19 protein-coding genes, 1 tRNA gene and 3 pseudogenes are annotated in these 26,675 nt (G+C 68.8%); 8 read left to right on the forward strand and 15 right to left on the reverse strand.

The features are described 5' to 3' along the window. Together LBC97_16010 and LBC97_16015 are read right to left on the reverse strand one after the other, a co-directional pair. A partial coding sequence (locus LBC97_16010) for a chorismate-binding protein (GenBank protein MDR2567524.1) occupies nucleotides 1-704 on the reverse strand: 704 nt, incomplete at its 3' end. A gap of 148 nt (nucleotides 705-852) precedes the next feature. After that, a pseudogene (locus tag LBC97_16015) lies at nucleotides 853-3,288 on the reverse strand (NAD(+) synthase). Nucleotides 3,289-3,957: 669 nt separating this feature from the next. On the opposite strand from LBC97_16015, the gene LBC97_16020 reads away from it, so the two are divergent. Together LBC97_16020 and LBC97_16025 are read left to right on the forward strand one after the other, a co-directional pair. Beyond that, nucleotides 3,958-4,905, forward strand: coding sequence for an aldo/keto reductase (locus tag LBC97_16020; protein MDR2567525.1), 948 nt, complete (start codon nucleotides 3,958-3,960; stop codon nucleotides 4,903-4,905). Between the two features lie 52 nt (nucleotides 4,906-4,957). Beyond that, a complete protein-coding gene (locus LBC97_16025) occupies nucleotides 4,958-6,361 on the forward strand; it encodes a beta-glucosidase (GenBank protein MDR2567526.1) in 1,404 nt (467 codons plus the stop codon). Between the two features lie 95 nt (nucleotides 6,362-6,456). Here the strand turns inward: LBC97_16025 and pntB are convergent, their stop codons facing one another. The 12 genes from pntB to glmU all read right to left on the reverse strand — a co-directional run bounded on the left by pntB (nucleotide 6,457) and on the right by glmU (nucleotide 20,773). Continuing rightward, nucleotides 6,457-7,902, reverse strand: a complete 1,446-nt coding sequence (gene pntB, locus LBC97_16030) for a Re/Si-specific NAD(P)(+) transhydrogenase subunit beta (GenBank protein MDR2567527.1) — start codon at nucleotides 7,900-7,902, stop codon at nucleotides 6,457-6,459. Between the two features lie 6 nt (nucleotides 7,903-7,908). Further along, a complete protein-coding gene (locus LBC97_16035) occupies nucleotides 7,909-9,450 on the reverse strand; it encodes a Re/Si-specific NAD(P)(+) transhydrogenase subunit alpha (GenBank protein MDR2567528.1) in 1,542 nt (513 codons plus the stop codon). Nucleotides 9,451-9,471: 21 nt separating this feature from the next. Beyond that, nucleotides 9,472-10,224 (reverse strand): MazG family protein, encoded by a 753-nt coding sequence (locus LBC97_16040; protein MDR2567529.1) that lies wholly within the window; start codon nucleotides 10,222-10,224, stop codon nucleotides 9,472-9,474. Between the two features lie 5 nt (nucleotides 10,225-10,229). Then, entirely contained in the window at nucleotides 10,230-10,862 is a 633-nt protein-coding gene (locus LBC97_16045) for a hypothetical protein (protein ID MDR2567530.1), read from the reverse strand. 251 nt (nucleotides 10,863-11,113) lie between these two features. Beyond that, nucleotides 11,114-14,992, reverse strand: a complete 3,879-nt coding sequence (mfd, locus tag LBC97_16050) for a transcription-repair coupling factor (GenBank protein ID MDR2567531.1) — start codon at nucleotides 14,990-14,992, stop codon at nucleotides 11,114-11,116. Beyond that, nucleotides 14,989-15,693 (reverse strand): aminoacyl-tRNA hydrolase, encoded by a 705-nt coding sequence (pth, locus tag LBC97_16055; GenBank protein ID MDR2567532.1) that lies wholly within the window; start codon nucleotides 15,691-15,693, stop codon nucleotides 14,989-14,991. The genes mfd and pth overlap by 4 nt, the downstream gene beginning before the upstream one ends. A gap of 22 nt (nucleotides 15,694-15,715) precedes the next feature. Beyond that, on the reverse strand, nucleotides 15,716-16,303 hold the full coding sequence (locus LBC97_16060) for a 50S ribosomal protein L25/general stress protein Ctc (protein MDR2567533.1): 588 nt from the start codon (nucleotides 16,301-16,303) through the stop codon (nucleotides 15,716-15,718). A 9-nt stretch (nucleotides 16,304-16,312) separates the two neighbouring features. Further along, the gene (locus LBC97_16065; protein ID MDR2567534.1) at nucleotides 16,313-16,492 is read right to left on the reverse strand and encodes a hypothetical protein; all 180 of its coding nucleotides are present in this window, start codon (nucleotides 16,490-16,492) and stop codon (nucleotides 16,313-16,315) included. 128 nt (nucleotides 16,493-16,620) lie between these two features. Then, nucleotides 16,621-17,112 carry a hypothetical protein gene (locus LBC97_16070; protein MDR2567535.1) on the reverse strand — a complete coding sequence of 164 codons (492 nt, stop codon included), beginning with the start codon at nucleotides 17,110-17,112 and terminating at the stop codon, nucleotides 16,621-16,623. A gap of 92 nt (nucleotides 17,113-17,204) precedes the next feature. Next, nucleotides 17,205-17,768 carry a peroxiredoxin gene (ahpC, locus tag LBC97_16075; protein MDR2567536.1) on the reverse strand — a complete coding sequence of 188 codons (564 nt, stop codon included), beginning with the start codon at nucleotides 17,766-17,768 and terminating at the stop codon, nucleotides 17,205-17,207. A 337-nt stretch (nucleotides 17,769-18,105) separates the two neighbouring features. After that, the gene (locus LBC97_16080; protein MDR2567537.1) at nucleotides 18,106-19,089 is read right to left on the reverse strand and encodes a ribose-phosphate diphosphokinase; all 984 of its coding nucleotides are present in this window, start codon (nucleotides 19,087-19,089) and stop codon (nucleotides 18,106-18,108) included. Between the two features lie 28 nt (nucleotides 19,090-19,117). Further along, on the reverse strand, nucleotides 19,118-20,773 hold the full coding sequence (glmU, locus tag LBC97_16085; GenBank protein MDR2567538.1) for a bifunctional UDP-N-acetylglucosamine diphosphorylase/glucosamine-1-phosphate N-acetyltransferase GlmU: 1,656 nt from the start codon (nucleotides 20,771-20,773) through the stop codon (nucleotides 19,118-19,120). A 122-nt stretch (nucleotides 20,774-20,895) separates the two neighbouring features. Here glmU and LBC97_16090 point away from each other — a divergent pair. From LBC97_16090 to LBC97_16115, 6 genes and pseudogenes are all read left to right on the forward strand, one after another. After that, nucleotides 20,896-20,967, forward strand: a tRNA-Gln gene (locus LBC97_16090). Nucleotides 20,968-21,035: 68 nt separating this feature from the next. Next, entirely contained in the window at nucleotides 21,036-21,677 is a 642-nt protein-coding gene (locus LBC97_16095) for a TetR/AcrR family transcriptional regulator (protein MDR2567539.1), read from the forward strand. A 22-nt stretch (nucleotides 21,678-21,699) separates the two neighbouring features. Beyond that, nucleotides 21,700-22,077: pseudogene (locus LBC97_16100) on the forward strand (MarR family transcriptional regulator). A gap of 251 nt (nucleotides 22,078-22,328) precedes the next feature. Beyond that, a pseudogene (locus LBC97_16105) lies at nucleotides 22,329-23,678 on the forward strand (ATP-binding cassette domain-containing protein). A 660-nt stretch (nucleotides 23,679-24,338) separates the two neighbouring features. Further along, on the forward strand, nucleotides 24,339-25,145 hold the full coding sequence (locus tag LBC97_16110; GenBank protein ID MDR2567540.1) for an AzlC family ABC transporter permease: 807 nt from the start codon (nucleotides 24,339-24,341) through the stop codon (nucleotides 25,143-25,145). After that, nucleotides 25,142-25,462: an AzlD domain-containing protein gene (locus LBC97_16115; GenBank protein MDR2567541.1), complete on the forward strand. Its 321-nt coding sequence runs from the start codon at nucleotides 25,142-25,144 to the stop codon at nucleotides 25,460-25,462. Before LBC97_16110 ends, LBC97_16115 begins: the two co-directional genes overlap by 4 nt. 75 nt (nucleotides 25,463-25,537) lie before the next feature. Here the strand turns inward: LBC97_16115 and LBC97_16120 are convergent, their stop codons facing one another. Beyond that, nucleotides 25,538-26,329 carry an AAA family ATPase gene (locus LBC97_16120; protein ID MDR2567542.1) on the reverse strand — a complete coding sequence of 264 codons (792 nt, stop codon included), beginning with the start codon at nucleotides 26,327-26,329 and terminating at the stop codon, nucleotides 25,538-25,540. Nucleotides 26,330-26,675 lie beyond the last annotated feature (346 nt).

Consider the following 26,675-nt stretch of genomic DNA (forward strand, 5'->3'; position numbering starts at 1 on the left):
ACCATGAAAAGCTCGTCGACCTCTTTGGCGTCCGTCAGGAAGGACAGCATTCCGCCCACGGTGGGGCCCTCGGCCGGATGGCGGTACGTGCCGGAAATCGGGTTCATAGTCACCACGCCCGACTTGACGGTCAGGTGCCGCTCGGGGCTGGCGCCCGCGAAAGCCAAACCAGGGGTCCAGACCGCATAGGTCCAATACGCGCCTTGTTCTCCCCTCAACAGCGCTCCGAACCAGGCCAGCACCGCATTCCGGGAATCCGCTTCGACTTGGCCCCGGTAGGTGCGGTGGAGCACAAAGTTCGCGCCCTCGCCCCTCCCGATCTCCTCTTGAATGATCTCCTTGACCTGGGCGGCGTACTCCTCGTCCGGGATGTCGAACTCACCCGCGTGGAACTGCGGAGCCTGGGCGGGCAGGGCGGCCATGATTTGCGGCACGGGCACCTGGATCCGCTGGTCCGCCATGAGGCAGCGCAGCGGCGCTTTGTCATCCACCACGTCGAACCCGCGCTCGGCGATTTGACGGAACGGCACCACGGCCAGCACCGCGCTTCGCTCCAGCGGGATGTCCTGGGTGGCGCCGACGTCCTTGAGTTCGCCGGTCAGCACCTCAACAAGGGGCGAATCGCCCCGTCTGATCAGCGCGAACGGCTGACCCTCCGGCGGGATTGGGCTGGGCGGTTGGGCGGCGGCAGGTTGGGCGTTCATAGTTCCTCCGAACGGTGGGGCTGAGCCGGGCGCGCCGGCCGGGGGCCCGCGCTGAGAACGGGCCGCGGGGTTGGACCGGGCGCGGCGCTCATCGGTCCTCCAAGCGGTCGGGGCGGATCGGCTGGCCGTCTGCCGCTAGGCCCGCCCGGATCGCCTCGATTTCGCGCCGCCAGAGGTCCGCCGGCGCGTCCGAGGGCTGGCGCCAATCGCCGCGCGGCGACAAAGCGCCCGCCCTGACCACTTTGGGGCCGTTGGGCAGCGCCGAGCGCTTGAACTGGGATGAGAAAAACCGCTGATAGAAGACCTCCAACCAGCGCAGCAACTCCTCCGGTTGGTAGCCCCGGCGGTTCGCCTCCGGGACGCCGTCCGGCCAGACCCCCCGGTCCTTGTCCTCCCAGGCCTGGCGCAGCCGGAAAAACACCTGCTTCGGGGTGAGGCCAAACCTCAGCGTGTAATACAACGCGAAATCCTGCAGCGGGTACGGACCGATCACCGACTCCGTCGACTGGATGGCGCCAGTGGCCCCCGGAGGCACCAACTCGGGGCTGATCTCCGTGCCCAGGATCGCCTCCAAAGTCCGACCAACCCGCTGGTCGAATTGGGCGGTCTTGACCACCCAGCGGATCAGGTACTGGATCAGCGTCTTCGGCACGCCCGCGTTGACGTTGTAATGCGACATCTGGTCGCCCACGCCGTAAGTGCACCAACCTAAGGCGAGCTCCGACAAGTCGCCGGTGCCGAGCACAATTCCGCCCCGGTAGTTCGCCAGGCGGAACAAGTAATCCGTTCTGAGGCCGGCCTGGACGTTCTCAAAAGTGATGTCGTAGTCCGGCTCGCCATGGGCGAACGGGTGATCCAGATCCGCCAGCATTTGCCTGGCCGCCGGACGGATGTCCAGCTCCTCGAAGCTGACCCCCAGCGCGGCCGCCAACTCCGTCGCGTTCGCCTTGGTCGCCTCCGTGGTGGCAAAGCCCGGCATGGTGTACGCCAAGATGTCGGCCCGCGGCCTGTCTAGCCGGTCCATGGCCTTGGCCGCCACGATCAGCGCGTGCGAGGAGTCCAGGCCGCCGGACACCCCGATCACGATTCTTGGCCGCCCAATCGCGGAGATTCGCTGCGTCAGCGCGCTGACCTGGATGTTGTAGGCCTCATAGCAGTCTTGGTCCAACCGCTGGCGGTCGTCCGGCACGAACGGGAAACGCGGAATCTCCCGCAGCAGGCTTTCGCCGTCCACGGCGTTTCCCCGGCGGCGGCTCCCATCCGGCCTGTCACCAGGGGCCGCGGTGGGGGCGGCCGCGAAATAGGTACCGTCCCCATTTCCAACCGGTCGGTCGCCGGAGCCTCCCCGCGCGGCGGGCGGGAAAAAGGTACCGTCCCCATTTTCAGCCGGTCGGTCGCCAGAGCCTCCCCGCGCGGCGGGCGCGAAATAGGTACCGTCCCCGTTTCTGGGCGGGGGGACGGCATCGGCGGATTGCTCGGTGCCGGATGGCCGCAACGTGGCGCCGACGGGTTGGAAACGGGCGAGCCGGGCGGCGTGGGCCGCGCGGTTGTCGTCGAAAGTGCCCTGGCGGAGGCGGTCCTGGCGGATGAGGGCCAGGTCGAGGTCGGCCAGCGTGGTGACCGGGCCGTCGGCGAAGCGGGGGCCCTCGGCGAGGAGGTCTCCCCGCTCGTGGATGATGGTCTGGCCGTCCCAGCTCAAATCCGTGGACGACTCGCCCTTGCCGCTGGCCGCGTAGACATAACCGCAGATCAGCTTCGCGGACTGGGCCTCGGCGAGGCGGCGGCGCTCGCGCGCCTTGGCCACCGTGATAGGGCTGCCGGAGATGTTGGCGATGACTTCGGCGCCGGCCAAGGCCGCCTCCGCGCTCGGCGAGATGGGGACCCACAGGTCTTCGCAGACCTCGATCCCCAGACGGAATGCCGGGGCTTCCAGCGATGGCTGGGCGGTCGGTGCCGGGGGGTTGTCGGCGGAGGCTGGGGCGGGGGGAGCCGCGAAGGCGGTTGCGGGAGAGGCGGCCGGCGCCCCCGCATCCACAGGGGGCGCCGCGGCGGCGAGAGGCGCGGTTTCGGCCGCAGCGCGGGGGGCGACCACTATGTCGAAAAGCTGCTTGGCGCTGACCCTGACGGGCTCGGCTTGCCCCTTGAGCTCGACGCGCCAGTCGACCTCCAAGCCGGAGGCGAACTGGCGGTGCTCATAGAACTCGCGGTAATTGGGCAGGTAGGACTTCGGCACGGCGCCCAACACCCGGCCTGCGGCTATCACCGCGGCGCAGTTGTAAAGGCGGTGGCCCGCGCGGATTGGCGCCCCGACCACAATGGCGATCGGCATGGCCGCCGAGGCGGCCGCAAGTTCGACTAACGCCACCTCCGCCGCGCCGATCAGGGCGGACTGCATGAACAGATCGTCCAGCGAGTAGCCGGTCAGGCAGAGTTCGGGGAAGACCGCCAAGTGTGCGCCGGCCTGGGCGGCGGCGCGGGCCTGGTCCGCGATGGCCGCCGCGTTGGCCTGCGGATCAGCCAGCCGCACCGGGAACGAGCAGGCCGCCACCCTGAGGAAGCCGGCCGCGAGGGCGTCGTGGTTCACCCAGCCAGTTTCCCAGATGCGCGCCCCCACGCCTGCAATCCTTCGTCAGCAAAGTCCGCTGCCCCGCCCTGGCCGTTCTCACCGGACGCGCCGTCGAGCCGACCCGCGGCAACAATGCCGCTCGCCGTGCCCACCACGCCGGGCGGGCCTGTCCGGTTCTCCCCGAAGCGAGCCGAAAACCGCCGCTTCGGGGAGAAACGGACAAACGCCGCCGATGCCGCCGACCCGCCCCACGGCATCCGCGCAGGCCAGCGGGCCGGACCGTCGCACCGCCGACCAGGGGCCTGTCCGGAACTCCCCGAAGCAAGCCCAAAACCGCCGCTTGGGGGAGAAACGGACAAACGCCGCCGATGCCGCCGACCCGCCCCACGGCATCGGCGCAGGCCAGCGGGCCGGACCGTCGCACCGCCGACCAGGGGCCTGTCCGGAACTCCCCGAAGCAAGCCCAAAACCCCCGCTTCGGGGAGAAACGGACAAACGCCGCCGATGCCGCCAAACCGCCCCACGGCATCGGCGCAGGTCGGCGCAACCGGCCCGACCCTCGCTGGACGGTGGCGGCCCCGGCCTTGGGAGGTTGGCGTTCTGGCGACTGTTGGTCCCGGTCTTGTGGAAGCGGTACCACTAGCATTGACGGCGCTACTGCCCAATCGAATCTCCCAAGGAAGACTCATGCGAACTTTTCCACTCCCGGGCACAAACCTGCAGGTGCCGAACGTTGTCGCGGGAATGATGCGGATCAAGGACAAGACCGACGAACAGATCAGAGAGCTTGTCGCCACCGCACTTGACACCGGCATCAACTTCTTCGACCACGCGGACGTGTACGGCGGCGAGGCACACAAGTGCGAGCGCCGGTTCGCCGAGGCGCTGAAATGGTCGCCCGCCCAACGGGCCGAGGTGATCCTGCAGACCAAAGCCGGGATTGTGCCGACCGGCAAGGGCTGGGCCTACTTCGACTATTCGGCCGCGCACCTGGTCGAAGCCGCTGAAGGGTCGCTGCGGGCCCTGAACACGGACTACATTGACATTCTGCTGCTGCACCGGCCGGATGCGCTGGTCGAACCGGAGGAAGTCGCGGCGGCGTTCGACCAGTTGGAGGCGGCTGGCAAAGTGCGTCACTTTGGGGTTTCCAACCACTCGCCGCGCCAGATCGAATTGCTCAAGACCGCCGTCCGCCAGCCGCTGGTGGCGAACCAGTTGCAGCTCTCCATCACCCACGCCCCGATTGTGACGCAGGGAATGGCGATCAACATGGACGGGCTCGACCAGTCCATCACGCGTGACGGCGGCGGCGTGCTGGACTACTGCCGCGCGCACAAGATCACCGTTCAGGCCTGGTCGCCGTATCAGCGCAAGTTCTTTGACGGCACGTTCCTGGGCGACCGCGAACGGGAGCCGAAACTCAACGACGTGATCGACCGCCTGGCCGCGAAGTACGGGATCAGCCCGATCGGGATAGCGACCGCGTGGATCACCAGGCATCCGGCCAACATGCAGGTGGTTCTGGGAACCACCACGCCAGCCCGCGTGGCCGGCGCGGCCGAAGGCTCCGACGTGCCGCTGACCAGGCCGGAGTGGTACGAATTGACGCTCGCGGCCGGCTACATCACCCCGTGACCGGACGACCGGATGACCGGATGACCAGGTAAGAACCAGGTAAGGAGACGCTATGTCGCTGCGATTGCCCGAAGGGTTCAGTTTCCCGCCCGGCTTTGCTTGGGGGGCGGCCACCGCCGCCTACCAAATCGAAGGCGCTGTGCGGGAGGACGGCCGGGGCGAGTCGATCTGGGACACGTTCGCGCACACACCCGGCGCCGTGCTGAACGGCGACACGGGGGATGTCACCTGCGACCACTACCACCGCTGGGAGGAGGACCTGGACCACCTGGCCCGTTTGGGCGCCCGCGCCTATCGGTTCTCCGTGGCCTGGCCACGGGTCCAGCCGACCGGCTCCGGGCAGCCCAACCAGCGCGGCCTCGACTTCTACCGTCGCCTGGTGGACGGCCTGCTCGCGCGCGGTATAGCGCCCTGGTGCACCCTTTACCACTGGGACCTGCCGCAGGCGCTCGAAGACCGCGGCGGGTGGCCAAACCGCGACACCGCGTACCGTTTCGCGGACTACGCGCGGTTGGTGGCGCAGGCTCTGGGCGGGGACGTCGCGACGTACACAACGCTCAACGAGCCTTGGTGTTCGGCTTTCCTGGGGTACGCCTCCGGCGCCCACGCCCCTGGGCGGACCGACGGCGCGGCAGCGCTGGCGGCCGCGCATCACCTGAACCTGGCCCACGGGTTGGGGGCGGCCGCCATCCGGGCGGCGGTCCCGGACGCGAAGGTCTCATTGACCCTAAACCTGCACGTCATCCGGCCAGCCTCCGCCGGCGCCGCTGACCAGGACGCCGCCCGCCAGGTCAAAGCGGTCGGCAACGAGGTCTTCCTAGGCCCGGTTCTGGACGGCGAGTATCCCGCCGACCTCCTGGCGGACGTGGCCCCGCTCACGGATTTCGGCTTTGTCCAGGACGGGGACTTGGACGCGATCCGCCAGCCGCTGGATTCCCTGGGGGTCAACTACTATTCGTCCTCGCTGGTGCGCCGGCTGCCTCCGGGCGCCCCGCCCGTCGCCCAGACCGGCCACGGCGCGGGCAACCCGTGGCCGGGCGCCGGGGACGTCGAGTTCCTGCCTCCCGCCGGGCCGCTCACGGACATGGGTTGGAACATTGACCCGGCCGCGCTGACCGAGTTGTTGGTCGAGTTGTCCCAGCGCTATCCCGGCTTGGATTTGGCCGTCACCGAAAACGGTTCGGCTTTCCCAGACGTTTTGGAGCCCGATGCCGCCGTCCACGACCCCAAACGGGTCGCCTATCTGGAGTGGCACATTGAAGCCTTGGCCGCCGCGATCCAGCGGGGCGTTCCGGTGACCGGGTACTTCGCCTGGTCGTTGATGGACAATTTCGAGTGGGCGTATGGTTACGACCGCCGTTTTGGCCTTCTCTATGTTGACTACGCGGACGGCCGGAAACGCCACTGGAAGGATTCGGCGCACCGCTATCAGCGGTTGATCCAACTGGGCCGGTAGCCGCGGAAACGGGGGCGGCGCGAAAAACGGGGACGGTACCTATTTCCGGCCTGCCGGAAATAGGTACCGTCCCCGTTTTTTGTTTCTCGCCGTTGTTAGAGGGCGTGGATTATGTCTTCCACCCGGACTTTGGCGTCGCCGAAGAGCATGGCCGAATTCTCGTTGAAGAAGAGCGGGTTTTGGACGCCCGCGTAGCCGGTGGCCATTGACCGCTTGAAAACGATCACCTGGCCCGCCTCCCAAACGTGGAGGACCGGCATGCCCGCGATTGGGCTGGACGGGTCGTCCAAAGCCGCCGGGTTGACGGTGTCATTGGCGCCTATCACCAACACCACGTCCGTTTCGGGGAATTCGTCGTTGATCTCATCCATTTCGAACACAATGTCATAGGGGACTTTCGCCTCCGCCAGCAACACGTTCATGTGGCCCGGCAACCGGCCCGCCACGGGGTGGATGGCGAATTTCACCGTCACCCCCCTTTGGCGGAGCTTCGACGTCAGGTCGGCGACCGCGTTCTGGGCTTGCGCCACCGCCATCCCGTAGCCGGGCGCGATGATCACCGACGAGGAGTCCTTCAGCAGGTCCGCCACCTCGGGCGCCGTGATCTCACGGTGTTCGCCGTAGTCCTTCGCCTCCCCGACCACGGCCCCGTCCGATCCGAACCCGCCCATGATCACCGAGATGAACGACCGGTTCATGGCCTTGCACATGATGTAGCTGAGGTAGGCGCCGGAGGAGCCGACCAGCGCGCCGGTGATGATCAGCAGGTCGTTGCCCAGGGTGAAACCGGCGGCGGCCGCCGCCCACCCGGAGTAAGAGTTCAGCATTGAGACCACGACCGGCATGTCGCCGCCGCCGATCGCCGCGACCAGGTGCAGGCCCAGAAGCAACGCGATCAGCGTCATGACCGACAGCAGGATGATGCCGAGCGACCCGCCGCCGCCCCCGACCTGCTGGTCTTTGGGCAGCACCACAAACCAGACCGTCAGGGCGAAGAACGCCACAATGGCCGCCAAGTTGATCACGTTGTGATGCGGCAGCGCCAGCGGCGCGGACTTCATTTTGGCGGACAGCTTGAGATAGGCGATAATCGACCCGGTGAAAGTGACCGCGCCAATGAAGACCCCCACGAACAATTCCCCATAATGGAGCTTGTCGCCCAGGTGGCCCGGCTCCAGATAGGAGTTCCAGCCCACCAACACCGCCGTCAAACCGACGAACGAGTGCAGCAGAGCGATCAATTCCGGCATCCCCGTCATCTCGACGCGGACCGCGAGGACAATGCCGAACACGGCGCCAACGGCCATGGGCAGCAAAATGGCCAAAGTGGCCCAGGAGGGAGCCGCCTCAAACACCGTCACATTTCCGGATTCAACCGCCAAGACCGTGCCCAGCACAGTGAACACCAGGGCTATCCCCATGCCGACCATGCCGAACGTGTTGCCGCGTTTGGCGGTATGGTGCTTCGACAACCCCGCCAGCGCCAGAATGAAAGCCAGGCCCGCAATGATGTAGGAGCCCTGAATCAATGAATTAGACATTTCTGGTCAGCTCCTCCTGAACATTCCCAGCATCCGCTGAGTCACCGTGAACCCGCCGAACACGTTTATCGAGGCCAATAAGATGCCGCCCACAGACAGGACTATGATCGCGACCGACGAATCCGCGTCCCGCAATCCCAGGAGCGACCCGACAATGATGATGCCGGAAATCGCGTTCGTCACGCTCATCAGAGGCGTGTGCAGGGAATGGTTGACGTTGCCGATCACGTAGTAGCCGATCACCACCGCCAGCATGAACACCATGAAGTGGCCTAGCAGCCCGGATGGCGAACTCCAGAACAGGGCCAACAGCACCGCCGCGCACACGCCCATCACGGTGTATCCGACAGCCGGGTTGCGCGGCTTCTTCGCCTCCGCGGCAGGCGCGGCCGGGACGGGCGCGGCCCCCCCGGCCGGCGCGGCCGAAACCGCCACCGGGGGCGGCGGCCAGGTCACATCGCCGTCCTTGACCACGGTCATGCCCCGGATGACCACGTCATCCATGTCCAGGACCAGTTCGCCGTCTTTGGCCGGGGTGACCAGTTTCATCAGGTTGACGATGTTCTGGGCGTAAAGCTGCGACGCCTGGGTGGGCAGCCGCCCCGCCAAGTCCGTGTAGCCGATTATCTTCACGCCGCCGTCCGTGACCACCAGTTTGTCCGGCGCGGATCCGGCCACGTTGCCGCCGTTGGCGGCCGCCATGTCCACAATCACCGAGCCGGGCTTCATCGAAGCGACCATCTCCTCGGTCAGCAGGCGCGGCGCCGGCTTGCCGGGAATCAAAGCGGTGGTGATCACAATGTCGACGTCTTTGACCTGCTCCGCGTACATCCGCTCGGCCGCCGCCGCGTAATCCTGGGACGCCTCCTTGGCGTAACCGTCGGTGGATTCCTGGGCTTCCGCCTCGACCGCCACGAACTCGGCGCCCATCGACTCGACCTGTTCCGCCACCGCGGCCCGGATGTCCGTCGCCTTGACGATGGCCCCCAAGGCGCGCGCCGCGCCGATCGCGGCCAGACCGGCCACGCCGGCGCCGGACACGAACACCTTGGCCGGCGGGACCTTGCCCGCGGCCGTCACCTGGCCGGTGAAGAACGAGCCGAACTCATGCGCCGCCTCGATCACCGCCCGGTACCCGGCTATGTTCGCCATCGAGGAGATCACGTCCAGGGCCTGGGCCCGCGAGATCCGGGGGACCGAATCCATCGCCAGGACGGTCAGCTTGGCCTTGGCCAGCGCCTCCAGCCGTTCCGGGCTGCGCGGCGCCGCGATCTGGCTGATCAGCACGGCCCCCGGACGCATCAAGCCGATCTCGGCGGCCGTTGGCGGGTCAATCGTGGTGACGATGTCCGCTCCCCAGGCCGCCTTCTTCGCCACCACCTCCGCTCCGGCCTCAAGGTACTGCTCATCCGGATAGGACGCCCCTTCGCCCGCGCCCTCCTCAACCGCCACCGAATAGCCCAGTTTGATCAACTGTGCGACTGACTTGGGACTCGCCGAGACTCGGCGCTCGCCTGCCGCCGTCTCTTTGGGCACACCAATCCGCATGACGCTCCTCCTTTCGAATGTCTAGCTGGCTTCGTAGTCTCTGATTCGTTCCTCCAGGCGGCGAGTCGCCGCCCGCAGCTCTTTTTCCGCGTCCAACCCCAACGCGTCGGCTTGGGCGGCCAACGCCGCGAGCCGCTCGCCCAACTCGGCCCCTGAGGGCCCGCCCGCCTCGGCGGCCAGCCCCGGGTTGGCGAGGTCGGGTGCCATGACGGCCAAGTCCACGCCCGCGCGGCGGGCCCGGCCGAAGACCTTTTGGGCGCGCGCCAGCGGCGACTGAGCCGCCGGGATGCCGTCTAGGACCGACCGGCGCGATTTCTCGTCGGCCTTGATCTGGTCCCAGCGTTTGTAAGACTCCTCGGCCGACATCCGCTCGTCCGCCTCGGCTGCGAAAACATGGGGATGGCGGCGGACCAGCTTGTCGGCCACGCCGCGCGCCAAGTCGCCCAAGTCGAACGGGTCGTCCGGATGCTCCGAGGCGATGGAGGCGTGGAACACCACTTGCAGGAGCACGTCTCCCAGTTCCTCCCGCAGGTCGTCCCGGTCGCCGTTCTCAATCGCCTCAGCCGCCTCGTAGGCCTCCTCGAGCAGATATTGAACCAGCGAATCGTGGGTTTGCTCGGCGTCCCAAGGGCAGCCGCCGGGCCCGCGCAGACGCGCCATGGTGTCAACCAGATAAGCGACGCCGCTCCAGTCAGCGGCGTCAGGCTGGCCGCCGGCAAGCGGCTGCGGGGAAGCCAAGGGGGTAAGGGCCGGGGGGTTTGTCTGATCCACCACCGGGCTCACTCGACCGGGGCGGGGGCAACGGCGGAGTTCTGGGCGGCGGTGAGCGCCGCCAACGAGATCAGCCACGGGCGGTCCACCTGGCTCACGGCCGCCGCGGCCTCCTCCCCTGTGGGCCATTCGCCGTAGCGCGGATTGACGCTCACGTCCGCCAGGGCCGCGTCCAACTGTTCCGAACTCACCTCGCCCGCGTCGATCACCTCTTGGAGGAGGGCGACGCGCAGGTTTGTGGCGATGTTGAACGACTCCTGATCCAAAGCTTTGACTCGCTCAACGGCGGCCGCGTCCGCGACCTCGTTCTGCTCCACCCAGTCCGCGAATTCACCGGGCGTCAGCGCCTGCGCCGAGTCGACCAGCGCCTGATTGCCTGTCTCGGCAAGCAGGTTGGCGGCAATGCGGTCCACAATGGCTTGGGTGAGGATTGCGTCCACGTCCTCCGGCGGGGCACCGGTCGCCAGGGAGTAGATGAAGTTGTACTCCTCGACCAGCGTCGCCAATTGTTCTTGGCTGATTGTCTCCGGGCCCACCACGGCGGCCGTCTTCGGCTGGTCGCAGCCCACCAGGACCGGGCCGGCCAGCAGCGCGCCCGCCACCAGCAGTCCGGCGCGCCGGGTCAAGAGCTTCAAAGCCACGTCGATTCCCTTCCTCGGGTCAATGGTTCGCCGTCAACCGGCCGCATTCCGCCCCCATCTTACGCGGCGCCCGCCGCCGCCACGCCACGCGGAAGCGGAACCCGCCGCGCCGCGCCATAGGCTGGCCGCTTGCCTTCCCGGAGCGCCGGGGAGCGCGAAGAGGCCGTGTTGACGGCGGCCGCAGTTCAGGGGCACACGGCCCGCCTGGCCGACAAGTCAAAACGCGAACCGTCCCCGGCCACCGGCTGAGCTCATTGGACTGCGACCGGAACGCGCTTGACCAGGTCGTCGATCAGGCCGCCGAGCCAGCGCACCAGGTCCACGCCCGCCATGGCCGGGTCGCCCAGCCGCCCGCCCGCGCGCGGGATTGGGACCAGCACCGTCCGCGTGGCCGGTTTGACCACCGTCCCACGCTGGGTCCGCTGCAGCCACAGCTGCTGCGATTCGGCCAGCGCGCAGGGACTCAGCCGGATGAACCTGCCCTGGGCCGTGATTTGGGCGAGCCCCGCCGCCCGCGCCCGCAAGCGCAGACGCGCCACCTCGAACAACGCCTCGACTGGTTCCGGGATGGGCCCGTAACGGTCCGTCAACTCGTCCGCCACTGCGTCAAGATCCGCCGCCGATGCCGCCTGCGACAGTTTTGTGTAAGCCTCCAGCCGCAGCCGGTCCCCGTCCACGTAGCTGTTCGGGATGTGGGCGTTGACCGGCAACTCGATCTGGACCTCCGCCGGGGCCTCGTTCGCTTCGCCCTTGGCGCCCGCCACCGCGTCCGCCATCATCCGCAGGTACAGGTCGAAGCCGACCCCGGCGATGTGCCCGGACTGCTCCCCGCCCAGCATGTTGCCCGCGCCCCTGATCTCCAAGTCTTTCAGGGCCACCCGCATGCCCGCGCCGAGTTCCGACTGCGCGGCGATGGTCGACAGACGGTCATGGGCCGTTTCCGTCAACGTCTTGCCTTGGCCATAGAAGAAGTAGGCGTAAGCGCGCTCTTTGCCCCGGCCGACCCGTCCGCGCAACTGGTGAAGCTGCGCCAAACCGAACTTGTCGGCATCGTCCACTATCAAAGTGTTGGCGTTCGCTATGTCGAGCCCCGTCTCCACGATGGTGGTGCAAACCAACACGTCAAAGCGCTTCTCCCAAAAGTCCACCATGACTTTCTCCAACTGGGCTTCCCGCATCTGGCCGTGCGCTATGGCGATGCGGGCCTCCGGGATCAACTCGCCCAGGGCGGCCGCCACGCGGTTGATCGACTGGACGCGGTTGTGGACGTAGAAGACCTGGCCCTCCCGCAGCAACTCCCGCCTGACCGCGGCGGCGATCTGCCCCGGCGTGCGGGGGCCCACATACGTCAGGACCGGGTGGCGTTCCTCCGGCGGCGTGGTCAGCGTGGACATCTGGCGGATGCCGCTGACCGCCATCTCCATGGTGCGGGGAATGGGCGTGGCGGACATGGTCAACACGTCCACCTCCGGGCGCTGGGCCTTGAGGGTCTCCTTGTGCTCTACGCCGAAACGTTGCTCCTCGTCCACGATCACCAAGCCCAGGTCCTTGAACCGCACGTCGCCGGTGACCAGCGAATGCGTGCCGATCACCACGTCGACCTTGCCGGCGGCGAGGTCCTCCTTGGTCTGGCGCGCCTCCTTGGGCTTCTGGAAGCGGGACAGCGCCCGGACCTCCACGGGGAAGGCCGCGTAGCGGTCCGTGAAAGTCTCCATGTGCTGGCGCACCAGCAGCGTGGTCGGGGCCAGCACCGCCACCTGCTTGCCGTCCTGAACCGCCTTGAACGCGGCCCGCACGGCTATCTCCGTCTTGCCGTAGCCCACGTCCCCGCAGACCAGCCGGTCCATTGGGGGGGTTTGCTCCATGTCGCCCTTGACCTCGTCGATCGTGGTCAACTGGTCGGGGGTCTCCACGTAGGCGAAGGCGTCCTCAAGTTCCCGCTGCCAGGGCGTGTCCGGGCTGAACGCGAACCCCTTCGTCGCCATGCGGGCCGAATAGAGCCTGATCAACTCCTCGGCCAGGTGGCTGACCGCCTGGCGGGCGCGCGCCTTCGTCTTGGCCCAATCCGACCCGCCCAGCTTTGAGAGTGCGGGGTTCTCCCCGCCCACGTAGCGGGTGACCTGGTCCAGCGAATCGGTGGGCACATAGAGCCGGTCGCCCGGCTGGCCCCGTTTTGACGGCGCGTATTCGATCAGAAGGTATTCGCGGGTGGCCGCGTTTTCGCCGCTGCCCACCGTGCGGTCCACCAATTCCACAAAACGGCCCACGCCGTGCTGCTCGTGGACCACCAAATCCCCGGCGTTCAACTGGAGCGGGTCCACTGCGGCTTTGCGCCGCGACGGCATGCGGCGCATGTCCCGGGTCGAGGTCCCCGAGCGCCCAGTCAAGTCCTTTTGGCTGACCAGGGCCAGTTTGAGGCCTGTGACTTGGAAGCCGCCGCCGGAGGCGGTCGTCACCAACACCACGCCGCCGCCATGCTCCAACGCGTCTTGGTCGAGGTCCGCGACCAGCCGGGCGGGCACGCCCTCGCCGCCCAGGCGTTCCACCAGGCGCTTGGCCGGTCCCGCACCTTCGGTGGTGAGCGCCACCGTCCAGCCGTCCTTGACCCAGTCCTTCAACTGTTTGACAGCGGCCGGGACCCGGCCGTGGTAGTTGTCAAGCTCCCGCGCCCCCAAGGCGATCCGGACCGCGTCTTCGGCTTGCCGCCCCGCCATCACGGGCTGGGCCGCCCGGGGTTCGGAGCCGGGCGAAACGCCGTCTGCGGCCGCCGGGCCATCCGACCGGCTTTCGAAGCCCGCCTCGAAATGGGCCGCCCCGGGGTCGGGGCCGGGCGAAACGCCGTCTGCGGCCGGCGCCCCCGGGTTGGACGCGCCCGGGTTGGACGCGCCCGGCGGGCCGGCGTCCGCGCGTTGGCCCTCGGGCGGGCCGTCAGCCGGGCTGGCGGAGTCCGCCTCAAAGCCTCCCGGTAGGCCGAAGCTGGACGCGTTCCACCAGCCGCAGCCAATCCGGACCGCCTCCTCATGGAGTTGGTCCAGCGTCAAGAACGAGCCCTTGGCCAAGTCGACCGGGGAGTCCGCGCCGACCGCCGCCGCCTCCCAGGCCGCCTCCAAGAACTCCTGGGCCGTTGACAACAGGTCCTCCGCCCGGCGGCGCAGCCGCTCAGGGTCCAGGAACAACATCAGCGAGCCCTTCGGGGCCAGGTTCAGCACCGGCGTCAGCCCGTCCGCCAGCACCGGGATCAAGGACTCCATGCCCTCGGCTTTGATCCCCTGCGCTATCTGGTCCAGCATGTCAGTGATCCCCGGCAGCTGGCCCGTCAGCGCCCTTGCCCGCGCCCGGACGGCGGGCGTCAACAGCAGCTCGCCGCAGGCCGGCGCCCACAGGCCGTCTTCCACCAGATCCGACGAGCGCTGGTCCAGGACCGCGAAATACCGGATCTCCTCGACCTCGTCGCCCCAGAAGTCGACCCGGACCGCATGGTCCTCGGTGGGCGGGAACACGTCCAGAATGCCGCCCCTGACCGCGAACTCGCCCCGCCGGGTGACCATGTCGACCCGGTTGTACGCCAAGCCCGCCAAGCGTTCCGCCACCTTGGTCAGATCGGCCTGGTCCCCGGGCATCAGCTTGACCGGCTCAAGTTCCCCCAAGCCGTTCACCACGGGTTGCAAGACCGATCGCAACGGCGTGATCAGCAACTCGATGGGGCCGCGCCGCCCAGACGGCTCCGGGTGGGCCAAGCGGCGGAACACCGCCGTCCGCCGCCCCAAAGTGTCCGCCCTGGGCGAGAGCCGCTCATGCGGCAGGGTCTCCCACGCCGGCAGGACGGCGATGGCGTCCCCCGGCATCATGGCGGTGGCCGCCTCCGCCAAGGCCTCGGCCGCGCTGGTCGAAGCGGTGATCACCACCACCGGCGGATGCGGGCCCTCGCTCCGACCGGCGGTCGCCCGCCGGGCCTCAGCCATGGCGCGGGCCATCGACGCGGCCAGCGCGGGCCGGACCGGCTCGATCGCCACAATGTCCACGTGGTCGGTCTGGTGGGCCGTCAGCCCGGCGCGCGCCCGGACCCGTTCCAGCACTTCGGCCATGCCCGGATCCCGCGCCAGCAACTGCGGCAAATGGCTCAACGTCATGGCTGCTCGCCCGTCTGGTCCGAGCCCGGGCGGCCGCCGGGCGCCGCCTCGCTTGCCCGCGGACGGGCGGCCGGCGCGGAGTCGGGTTCTTCCTCCGCCGGTTTCGGCTGGGTGTGGAAAGCCAGCTGAGCGGCGTCCAAACCTTCGAGGATGACTCGCTCGACGGCATCGGCGGCTTTGTCCGCCAACAAGGCGACGTCGGCGCGCTGGCTGGCCGGGAAATCGCGCAACACGTAGGCGGCGGCGTCCTGGTTGCCGGGCGGACGCCCCACCCCGCCGCGGACCCGGATGTAATCCTTGGAGCCCAACGCCTTGGAAATGTCCCGCAGGCCGTTGTGGCCGCCCTCGCCGCCGCCGCGCTTCAGGCGAACCTGCCAAGGGGGCAGGTCGATGTCGTCGTGGACCACGATCACGTGGTCCAGTTCGACCCCGAAGTAATCCGCCAATTCGGCCGTGGGGCCGCCGGACAGATTCATGAACGTCTGGGGCTTCGCCAAGACCGCGCGCGGACCGGGGGCGCCGCCCGGAGCCACGCCGACGCGGGCGGCGGCGGCCAGAGCCCGCCCATGCGCCCGGGCCGCAAAGGACACGCCAGACCGCGCGGCCAGCACGTCCACCGCCATGAAACCGAGGTTATGGCGGTTGCGGGCATAATCCGGCCCCGGATTGCCCAGGCCCACAACCAGCCAAACGTCGCTCACAGTTCAACCACGGTACGCGGGATCAGTCCTCCGCGAAGGCGTTAGCCGCTTCCGTCTCCGGCGTTGTCGCAGCCTCGCTCTGCGTGGACGTGATGGTGACCACGTTGACATCCGGTTCCGCGACCACCTCGACGCCCTCCGGCAGGATCAGATCCGCGACCTTGATGGTGTCGCCCTCGCTCAAGCCGTCCACCGAGATCGAGATGACCTCCGGCACGTTGGTCGCCTCCGCCCGCACGTGCAACTCCTGGGAGTCGAGGATCGCCAGGCCCGTGGTCGGCTCGCCCTCAATGTGCAACGGCACCGACGCCTCGATCTTCTCGCCCCGCTTGATGATCTGCAGGTCGATGTGTTGAAGCACGTCCGTGATCGGGTTCCGCTGGACCTCGCGGGCAATGGTCAGGGTCTGCTTCCCGTCCAGTTCGATTGTCAACACCGCGTTGACGTGCCTGAGCGCGAGGAACGCCTCGTGGCCCGGCAGCGAGATGTGGATGGGCGTCTCCGCGCGGTCATGCATCACGGCCGGGACCAGGCCCGCCCGCCGGGTGCGGCGCGCCGCTCCTTTGCCGAACTCGTCGCGCGCTTGCGCCTTCAAGATTGTTTCAGCCATGGTGGGCTCCTATTCGTTGATCAGGGCCTGCGGCGCAAGACGGCCGGCCCGCTTGTCCGCGAGCCGCACCGGTTCTGAGCCCAGTGCCGGGTTGGTTCGGCCTGGGTCGAGGGCGCCCGCCGGGTCCGCAGTCCGGGCGGCGCTAAAGCCGCCCGCCAGCCGGGCTGACGCCGAATGCAAGTCGATCACGGAGGTCTTGGCGCGGCCTTGGGCAAGGCCCTTTGGGTCTTGATCCGCCGCCGCCCCGCGAACTCCCTCGCCAAGGCAACCGTGCCATCCTACCGGGCGTCGCGGCGCCCGCGTTTCAGCAGAGCTTTTCAGCAGGGGCCGGATGCGGCCGTGCCGGACTCGGCCGTGACATGGGCCTGGTCCGATCCGCTTGAGCCCTGAACGCACCAGGTGGAGGCGCCCAGGCGCCCCATGTGGACCTCGACGCCCTGGGACGCGCCCGAGATCACAACGCCAGCGGCCGCGCAATCCGACTCGCTGGCGGCGCAGATGTAGTAACTGCCCCCGCTGACCTGCACCTTCGGGTCGCCGTCCCCGGAGGCGTACCAGCTGGCCACCTCCTTGGCGACAATGCTCAGCTCCGCCTCCAGCGCCGCCGCCCCGCCCGCCGCGATCTTGTCTTTCCCGGTCAGGGCCTCGCCCAAGTCGTCTTTGGCCTTGTCGCCGCAGCCGGCCAGGCCCAGGCCCACAACCAAACCCAGGGCCAGCAAGCGGGTCGCGGCGGCCGGACCCGCATGTCCGCGGCGCCTTCGGGGCGACAGCGGCGGGTGGGCGGACGAATGTGGCGATGTGGACGGCATCGGGCACCTCCTTGGACGGTGACGTGGCAACCGTCGCCAATTGTGCCACCGCGGCGGCCACCCGGCCACCACGGGAACGTTCCGTCTTCGGGTCAGATCTGGCCGACCAACTCGGCGGACGGCTTGAGCGTGTCGCCGCCCAGGACCCAGCGCGCCGGGCAGACCTCCTCCGGGTTCGCGGCGACCCACTGGGCGGCCTTGACCTTGCGGAGCAGGTCGCGGGCGTCGCGGCCAACCGCCCCGTCTGAGATTTCGATGGCCTTGATGACGCCTTCGGGGTTGATCAGGAAGGTGCCGCGCTCGGCCAGGCCGCTCGCCTCGATCAGAACGCCGAAGCCCCGTGTGACCTGCCCGGACGGGTCGCCGACCATTGGGAACTCGATGGCGCCGATCGCCTCCGACGTGTCATGCCAGGCCTTGTGGGAGAAGTGCGTGTCGGTGGAGACGGAGTAGATCTCGGTCTGGAGGGCCTTGAACTCGCTGTACAGCGAGGCCAGATCCGCCAGTTCGGTGGGGCAGACGAAAGAGAAGTCCGCCGGGTAGAAGAACACGACTGACCAGTGGCCCAGCAGGTCCTGGTCGCTGATGTCGCGGAAGTCGCCGTCCGCGTAGGCGGTCGCTTTGAATTCGGGAATGCGGGTGTTCAGGCTAGACACGGTTCGGTCGTGACCTTTCGTTGTCGTCGGTGGCTTGGCTGTCGGCGTTTCCCCTTTTGCGGACGATGCCGCGCGCCCATTTGGCGCCGCACGCCCCGTCCGTCTTGGGTCGCCGTGGACAGTCTAGGACAAGAGTCCTATGGCGGGCGAATCTCGGCGCGGGCGGCTGCTGTGTGTCTCCGCCCAAAGCCAGCCGGACTGCGCAAATCAGGGCTGAGGGTCCGGCCCTATCTCACCCGACCGCGCCGATTGAGTCAGATCCGGACCTTCGCCCGCTCTGAGCAGCCGAGGGTGCGGCCCCGGCATCGAGGCGAAAAGACCCTCCCCATTTCGGGGGTTAGGAGTTGCCGTCGAAGAGGGACGTTACCGAGCCGTCGTCGAAGACCTCGCGGATGGCGCGAGCGATCAGCGGGGCGATCGACAGGACCGTCAGCTTGTCGATCCGCTTCTCCTCCTCGATGGGGAGGGTGTCCGTGACCACTATCTCGATGATGCCGGAGTTCTTCAGCCGGTCGATGGCCGGGCCGGAGAGGACCGCATGGGTCGCGGCCACGATGACTTGGGCGGCGCCGTTGGCGATCAGCGCCTCGGCGGCTTGGACAATGGTGCCGGCCGTGTCGATCATGTCGTCCACGATCACGCAGGTGCGGCCCTCGACCTCGCCGACCAGCTCGTGGACCTTGACCTGGTTGGCGACCTTCGGGTCGCGGCGCTTGTGGATGATCGCCAGCGGCGCGGCCAGGCGGTCAGACCACTGGTCCGCCAGGCGGACCCGGCCCGCGTCCGGGGAGACAATGGTCAGGCGCGAGCGGTCCACCCTGGTGCGGACGTAGTTCGTCAAAATGGGCAGCGCCCAGAGGTGGTCCACCGGGCCGTTGAAAAAGCCCTGGATTTGGGCGGTGTGGAGGTCGACGGCCATCATGCGGTCCGCGCCAGCGGTCTCAAACAGGTCGGCCACCAGGCGGGCGGAGATGGGCTCCCGCCCGCGGTGTTTCTTGTCCTGGCGGGCGTAGCCGTAGAACGGGGCGATCGCGGTGATCGACTTGGCGGACGCCCGCTTGAGGGCGTCGCACATGATCAGGTGCTCCATGATCCACTGGTTGATTGGCGCCGTGTGAGACTGGAGGACAAAGGCGAAGGCGCCGCGCACGGATTCGGCGAAACGCACGTAGACCTCGCCGTTGGCGAAGTCGTACGCCGAGGTTGGCACAAGTTCGCAGTTCAACTCGCGGGCCACGGCCTCTGCGAGTTCCGGATGGGCCCGCCCGGACACCAGGACCATCCTCTTCTCCGTGTCGTGGCTGATGATTCCGCTGGTCAAGGCTCTGCCCTTCTGATTGGTGGATGATTCAGTTGTCTTTGGAGGTCTGCGGCGGCGGGGCGGCCTGGTCTGAGGCGGGCTGGGGTTGTGGGGATTCCAACTGCGGGGATTCCAACGGAGGCTGAGGCGGACTGGCGAGCGCCCGTTCCGCCGCTTGGGCGCTGACCGAGCCGGGGCGCTTGCGGATGGTCCAACCCTCAATCACCCGCTGCGGGCCGGCGCTGACCGCCAGCGAGCCGGGGGGCACGTCCCCGCGCACAACCGCGCCCGCGCCCGAATAGGCGCCCGCGCCCATTTCCACGGGGGCGACTATCACGTTGTTGGAGCCGATCCGCGCCGCCGGGCCGATCACGCATTTGGACTTCGTCACGCCGTCGTAATTGGCGAAGATGGTGCCGGCGCCCACATTGGCGTCCTCGCCCACCTGGGCGTCTCCCACATAGGCCAGATGCGGCACCTTGGCGCCGTCCGCCACTTCGGCGGCCTTCAGCTCCGTGAACGAACCCGCCTTGGTCGCCTGGCCCAACACCGTGCCCGGACGCAGATGCGTGAACGGCCCCACGGTGGCGCAGTCGCCGATCCGCGCGCCGTTGGCGACCGTCCGGTCGACAGTCGCGCCCGCGCCCACCGCCGTGTCCACCAACGTGGTGAAGGGCCCGATGACGCTGCCCTCCCCCACCGCAGTGGTCCCGGCGAGGTGCGTCCCCGGCATGAGCGTCACGTCGCGAGAGAGTTCCACGCCCGCGTCGATCCAGGTCGAGGCCGGGTCCAGCACGCTCACGCCGTCGATCATCGCCTGGTTCACAATCCGCCGGTTGATGGCGGCGGCGGCCGCCGCCAACTGCGCCCGGTCGTTGACGCCCTGCGCCACGGCGGGATCCTCGGAGATCAGCGCCCGCACCGGCCGTCCGGCCGCGCGGGCAACCGCCACCACGTCCGTCAGGTAAAGCTCGCCCTGGGAGTTGTCCCGGCCAAGGCCGCCCAGAGCGGAACGCAGCAGACCGGCGTCGAAGACATAGGCGGCGGCGTTGATCTCGGTGATGGCGGCCTGCTCGGGCGTCGCGTCGGCCTGCTCCACGATTTGCGCGACTTGGCCCGCTTGGTCGCGCACAATCCGGCCGTAGCCGAACGGGTCTTCGACTTGGGCGCTCAGGAGTGTGACGCCGTTGGCGTCCTGGGTGTGGGCCTCCATGAGAGCCCGCAACGTGTCCGCGTCGATCAGCGGCGTGTCGCCGCAGATCACCACAATCTGTTCAGGCCGGGCGGGTGCGGTCTGCCCGGTGGCGCCAGCGGCGGCTTGGGCGAGCCCGGCAGGCTGGCCGGGGTGGGTGGGGGCTGGGTCGGGTGCGACGGCATCGGCGGCTTGGGTGGACTGGCCGGGGGCGACAGGACCGGCGGCTTGGTCAAGCGCGGCCAAAGCGCACTGGACGGCGCGGCCGGTGCCCGGAACCTCGTCCTGATCCGCGATCAAGACGCCCCGGCAAAGGTCCTTGGCGGCGGCGGCGACCTGCTCGCGGCCGTGCCGCACCACCACCACGATCCGGCCTGGGCCAACCCCCTCAGCGGCGCTGATCGCATGCCCCAGAAGACTTCGCCCCGCCGCCTGATGCAGGACTTTGGGTGTGGCGGACTTCATGCGGGTGCCTTCACCGGCGGCAAGAACGATCACTGCGGGTTCGGTCATGTACTGGCTCTCCAACGCTCGACGGGCGACGGGGGACTTGAACGAGTACAGCTTAGTCGGGCCGCGCGGCGGGACGCGCCGAGTTCATTTAGGGCGCGAGCCGTGGCAGACTAGATGAGCTTTCCGCCTTGGTGTAATTGGCAGCACAGGGGTTTTTGGTGCCCTTAGTCTAGGTTCGAGTCCTGGGGGCGGAGCCGCAAGGTCCGGGTGGTGGGCCCTCCGGCGGGTCGTCACCGGCGGCGGCACTGGCAGGATGGATACCGTGGCACGCGGCGTCAGGCAACCAGCCCGCCCCCGGATGACCGGGCGCGAGCGACGCGAGCAACTGGTCGCCGTGGCGCGCAGCGTCTTCGCCGAGAAGGGCTTCGAGCCGTCCAGCGTCGAGGAAATCGCGGCCCGCGCCGAAGTGTCCAAGCCGGTGGTCTACGAACACTTCGGCGGCAAAGAGGGCATCTACGCGGTTGTGGTGGACCGGGAGGTCCAAGAACTCTCAGACCGCCTGACCAGGGCGCTCAGCATCCGGGACCACCCGAAGCGGATTGTCGAACGCACCGCGTTGGCTCTGCTCGACTACATCGAGGAAAACGAGGACGGCTTCAGGATCCTGGTCCGCGACTCCCCCGTGGCGCAGGCGACCGGCCCATTCTCCTCAATGCTGGGAGACATCGCTCGGACGGTCGAGGCGCTGTTGGCAACCGAGTTTGAGAACCACCGGCTGAACGCCGAAACCGCCACGCTCTACGCCCAGATGCTGGTCGGCATGATCGCCTTCACCGGCCAATGGTGGCTTGAGGCCAAAGAGCCGGACAAGGCGACGGTGGCCGCCCACCTGACCAATCTGGGCTGGAACGGGCTGCGCGGCATGGAGCGGGAGCCCCGACTAAAGACTCTCGACGTCGAGTGATCCTCGGCTATGGTGGGGGGCTATGAGCACTCCGCCCCGCATTCGCAAGGATGCCACCGGCCAAGTCGTTGAGGCTTGGGGTCGCGAGCGACCCGACCTGGACGCGTCACCCCTGGAAGTCTTCTCGCGCGTGACACGCCTGGCCAAGTACCTAGACCAGGTCCGCCGGGACATTTTTGAGCGCCATGGCCTGCAAGGCTGGGAATTCGACGTGCTGGCGGAGCTGCGCCGGTCCGGCGAGCCGTACGAGCTCACGCCAGGCCAGATGTCGGCGGCCATCCTGCTGTCAACTGGGGCCATGACCAACCGCCTCCACCGGATCGAGGCGGCCGGGCTGGTCCAACGCCGCGAGGATCCAACCGACGGCCGGGTGGTGCGGGTCCGCCTGACCAAGGCCGGCCGCGAGCGGGTCGACGCCGCCTTGGCGGACCTGCTGCTACGCGAAGCCGAGTTGCTTGCGCCCGTCTCCGCGACCAACCGGTTTCGGGTGGCGGCCACGCTGGCGCAATTGTTGACGCCGTTCGAGCAGGCCGCCGAGCGGCCGGGCAACGGCGGCAACGGGGCGACGGGACGCAACGGGCGCTGATGGCCCATCTGATTGGCGCCGAAGCGGTCTCGATCGGCTTCTTGGGCGACCCGGTGCTGGCGGACGTGTCCCTGGGATTGGCGGACGGCGACCGGATTGGGATTGTGGGCCGCAACGGCGCGGGCAAGTCCACGCTGATGGCCCTGCTGGCGGGACGCTTGGAACCAGACTCCGGGCGGGTGACCGCGCGCGGCGGGGTCAGGGTGGGGCTGCTCGACCAAGCCGACCGATTGCCGGCCGGGGCCAGCTTGCGGGAAGTGGTGGCCGGCGGGAGGGCGGACCACACCTGGGCGGCGGACGCCCGGTCCCGCGAGGTCATGGCGGCTCTGCTCCCAGACCTGGCCCTGGAGTCAGACGTGGACCAGCTTTCCGGCGGCCAGCGCCGACGGGCCGCCCTGGCCGCGATCCTCATCCAAGACTGGGACGTGCTGTTCCTCGACGAGCCGACCAACCACCTGGACATGGAGGCGATCAACTGGCTGGCGGGGCACCTGCGGGCCCGCTGGCCGGCCCGCCGCGGGGCGCTCACCCTGGTCACGCACGACCGCTGGTTCCTTGACCAGGTCTCGGAAAACACCTGGGAGGTCCACGACGCCGCAGTCGAGCCGTTCGAGGGCGGCTATGGCGCCTACGTCCTCCAGCGGGTCGAACGGGACCGCCGCCAGGCGTCCAGCGCCGCGCGCCGCCGCAACATTCTGCGCAAGGAACTCGCCTGGCTGCGGCGCGGAGCGCCCGCCCGCACCTCGAAACCGAAGTTCCGCCTGGACGCCGCCGCCGCCCTGATCGCCGACGTCCCCGAACCGCGCGACGCCGTCAACCTGAAACGCATGGCCATGACCCGGCTTGGCAAGGACGTGCTCGAATTGGCCGGGGTCAGCGCCGGCTACGACATGGGGGACGGCGAGCCGCCCGCCGGCGCTTCCGACCAGGTCCGCACGGTCCTTCGGGACGTGGATTGGAGCATTGGGCCGGGCGACCGGATCGGGATCCTGGGCGCCAACGGCGCCGGCAAGACCACGTTGCTGAAAGTGTTGAGCGGCCAACTGCCGCCCCTGGCCGGGCGGGTCAAGCGCGGCAAGACCGTCCACCCAGCATGGCTGTCGCAGACCATGGCCGACTTGGAAGCGATCGCCGACCAGCGCATCTTGGACCTGTTGGACCAGCTCAAGGCCTCCTACCAGGCGGGCGGCCGCACCGCCGGAGCCTGGACCGGCGGCGGGCGGAACGCCAAAGCGGGCTGGTCCTCCGGGGCCGAGGAGCTCACGCCCACGGCGGTGTTGGAGCGCCTCGGATTCGCGCCCGCCCAGTTCTCCACCCCGATCCGCGACCTGTCCGGCGGCCAACGCCGCCGCCTTCAGTTGGCCCTGACCTTGTTGGCCGAGCCGAATGTGCTGATTCTGGACGAGCCGACCAACGACTTGGACACCGACATGCTCGCCGCGATCGAGGACCTCCTCGACTCCTGGCCCGGCACCCTCCTGGTGGTCACCCACGACCGCTACCTGATGGAACGGGTCACCGACCAGCAGTACGCCGTCCTGGGCGGCCGTCTGCGGCACCTGCCCGGCGGGGTCGAGGAGTACCTGCAGTTGGCGGCGGCCGCCGGTTCGCAGTTGTCCGATGCCGCTCAGGCCGTCCCAGCGAAAACACGGGAGGGGGCTGGGGCTGGGAAGGCGGCATCGGGCGCGGATGCGGGCGAAGGCGCCGCCGGAGGGGCCAAGGCGGCGCGGGAGGCGAAAAGGGAACTGGCGGCGGTGGAGCGGCACCTGGAACGGTTGCGGGCCGAGGCGGACGGCGTCAACGCCGAGTTGGCGGTCGCGGACCCGGCCGACTGGGCCGCCGCGGCGCGATTGAGCGAGCGCCTCGGCGAACTGGGCCAAGCCGTCGCCCAAGCGGAGGACCGCTGGCTCGAACTGGCCGAAACCGCCGGGTAGCTTCGCCTGGCTGGGCCGACACACCGGGCTTCCGACGGGGACGCAGGCGGTAGGCTCATGCTGGCCGTCAGCGGTTCGCTCTGGCTCCCCCAACCGGCCGCGACCCGGCTCACCACGTTAAGACTTGCAGGAAGACGACCTTTGACCGCAACCGACAAGAGCGACCGGTCGGCCCGCCGCGCCGCGATTCGCCAAGCTGTGTCCGTGTCCGTCGCGACCGGGCTTTACGGCGTCTCGTTCGGGGCGCTGGCCGTGGCGGCGGGGCTGAGCATTTGGCAGACCCAGTTGCTGTCCATGGTCATGTTCACCGGCGGCTCGCAGTTCGCGCTGGTGGGAGTCGTGGGGGCGGGCGGCCTTGGCGGCGCGGCGGTGGCCTCGGCGGCGCTGCTGGGCGGCCGCAACCTGCTCTACGCCGTGCAACTGGGGCCGCTGCTGGGGTTGCGCGGTTGGCGGCGGCTGCTGGGCGCGCTGCTGACCATCGACGAGTCCACCGCGGTGGCATTGGCGCAGCCCTCCGCAACGGCGCGGCGGGCGGGCTTCTGGTGGGCCGGCGCCGGGGTTTGGATCTGCTGGAACGCTTTGACTCTGGCCGGGGCGCTGGCCGGGGACGCGATGGGGGATCCGAGGGCCTGGGGGCTTGACGCCGCCGCGGCGGCCGCGTTCCTGGGCCTTTTGTGGCCGCGCCTGGCGTCCCGCCGGGCTCAAGCCGCGGCGGGCTTGGCCATTGCGATCGCGCTGGTGGCAAGCCCGTTGCTGACACCCGGAGTGCCCGTGCTCCTGGCGGCCTTGGCCGCGCTCGTGGCCGGGCTCTGGCCCGGGGGGGACGCGCGCCCAGGTCCGGACGGCGGGCGGGCCAAGCGGGACGGTGGCGACGGCATCGGCGGCCGGGATGAGCCTGAGCGGGACGCGGGAGCGTCCGGCGGCAAACCCGAGGGCGGCGGCGGATGAGCGACGCGACGTTGTGGGCCACGGTGCTGGCCGGGTCGGCGGTCTGCCTGGGGCTGAAGGTGGTGGGGGCCTATGTGCCGCGCTCGTGGCTGGCGGGCGAACGGGTGGGCCGGATCATGGGGCTGGTGACCGTGGCGCTGCTGGCCGGGCTTTTGGCCGTCCAGACGGCGGGGGACGGCCAGGGCCTGGCCGTCGACTCGCGCCTCGCGGCGGTCGGCGTGGCGGGGGTGGCCTTGTGGCTGCGGGCGCCGTTCATAGTGGTGGTGATACTGGCGGCGGCCGTCGCGGCGGGGTTGCGGGCGCTGGGACTGCCCTGACGGCACCGTCAACGGGGCCGTGCTTGGGAACCGTCGACTCAAGCTGTGGGGTGTCTGGCGTTCTTAGCCGCGCCCTCAGTCTTCGGCGAACAGGTGGCGCAGCATGCGCTCCGGGCTCTCGAGGAACAGGCGGGTGATCTTGACCGGCTCGGTTTGGTCGTAGACGGCGCGCTGGAATCCCTCCTGGTCCAGCGCGTAAATCCAGGCTGAGGGGTAGGACATGAGGATCGGCGAGTGCGTCGCGATGACGAACTGGGCGCCGTCCCGAACCGCTTGGTGAAGGATCGACAGTATGGTCAGTTGGCGGGCTGGCGAGAGCGCCGCCTCCGGCTCGTCCAGGAAATACAGGCCGGGGGTGGCGAAACGGTGCCGGGCCAATTCCAAGAACGCCTCGCCGTGCGAGCGCGCGTGGAGGGAACGGCCGCCGTAATACCGCTCCACGCCCAACGCCTCGATCTCCGTGGCGACGTTGTAGAACGACTCGGCGCGGAAGAAGAAGCCATGGTGGGCGCGGCGGCCGTGGGCGGTGCGGATGCGGTCATGCAACGGCGAATGCGTCTCCCTCGTGGCGAAGTTGAAGTTCCTGGTGCCGCCCTCCGGGTTGAATCCGAGCGCCACCGCCAGCGCCTCCAACACAGTGGACTTGCCAGACCCGTTCTCGCCCACCAGGTAGGTCACATGCTTGTGGAACTCCAACCCGTCGCCGCCGGCCAGCGCCCGGACCGCCGGCAGGCCCCACGGGTAGCCCTCCGCCGGCGCCCCGGCGAGCCAAGCCCGCATGAGGTACTGATCCATCACCTCCCCATGATCGCAGGCGGCGGAAGAAGCGCGGGCCTGGAACCGGCCGTCCGTCCGGATGATCGCCACGGGCTAGAGCGTTCCGGGTAGTCGCCCGGCCTTCGTTATCAACTTGGTCGACGGCATTCCGGTGATGGGCATGTTGGCACATGGCAGTGAGATTCACGAAATAGTACAGTTACGGCTCACGAAACTGATCGCTAAGAGCTCACGAAATGGTATGGCCGCCGCGCAGTTTACAGACTTCGGGTCATGGACCGACTGCTCGACGAGTACCAGGCGGCTCTCCCCGCCGGGCGGTTGTTCGGGCCAAAAGGGGTCGGCAAGACCGCCACCGCGCGCAGACGGGCCCGCTCCGTCTTGTCTCTTGACGTCGCGGAGAACAGGCAGCGCCACCGGGCAGACCCAGAGTTGA

Source organism: Bifidobacteriaceae bacterium, assembly GCA_031281585.1.
In the GTDB taxonomy this organism is placed as follows: Bacteria; Actinomycetota; Actinomycetes; order Actinomycetales; family WQXJ01; genus JAIRTF01.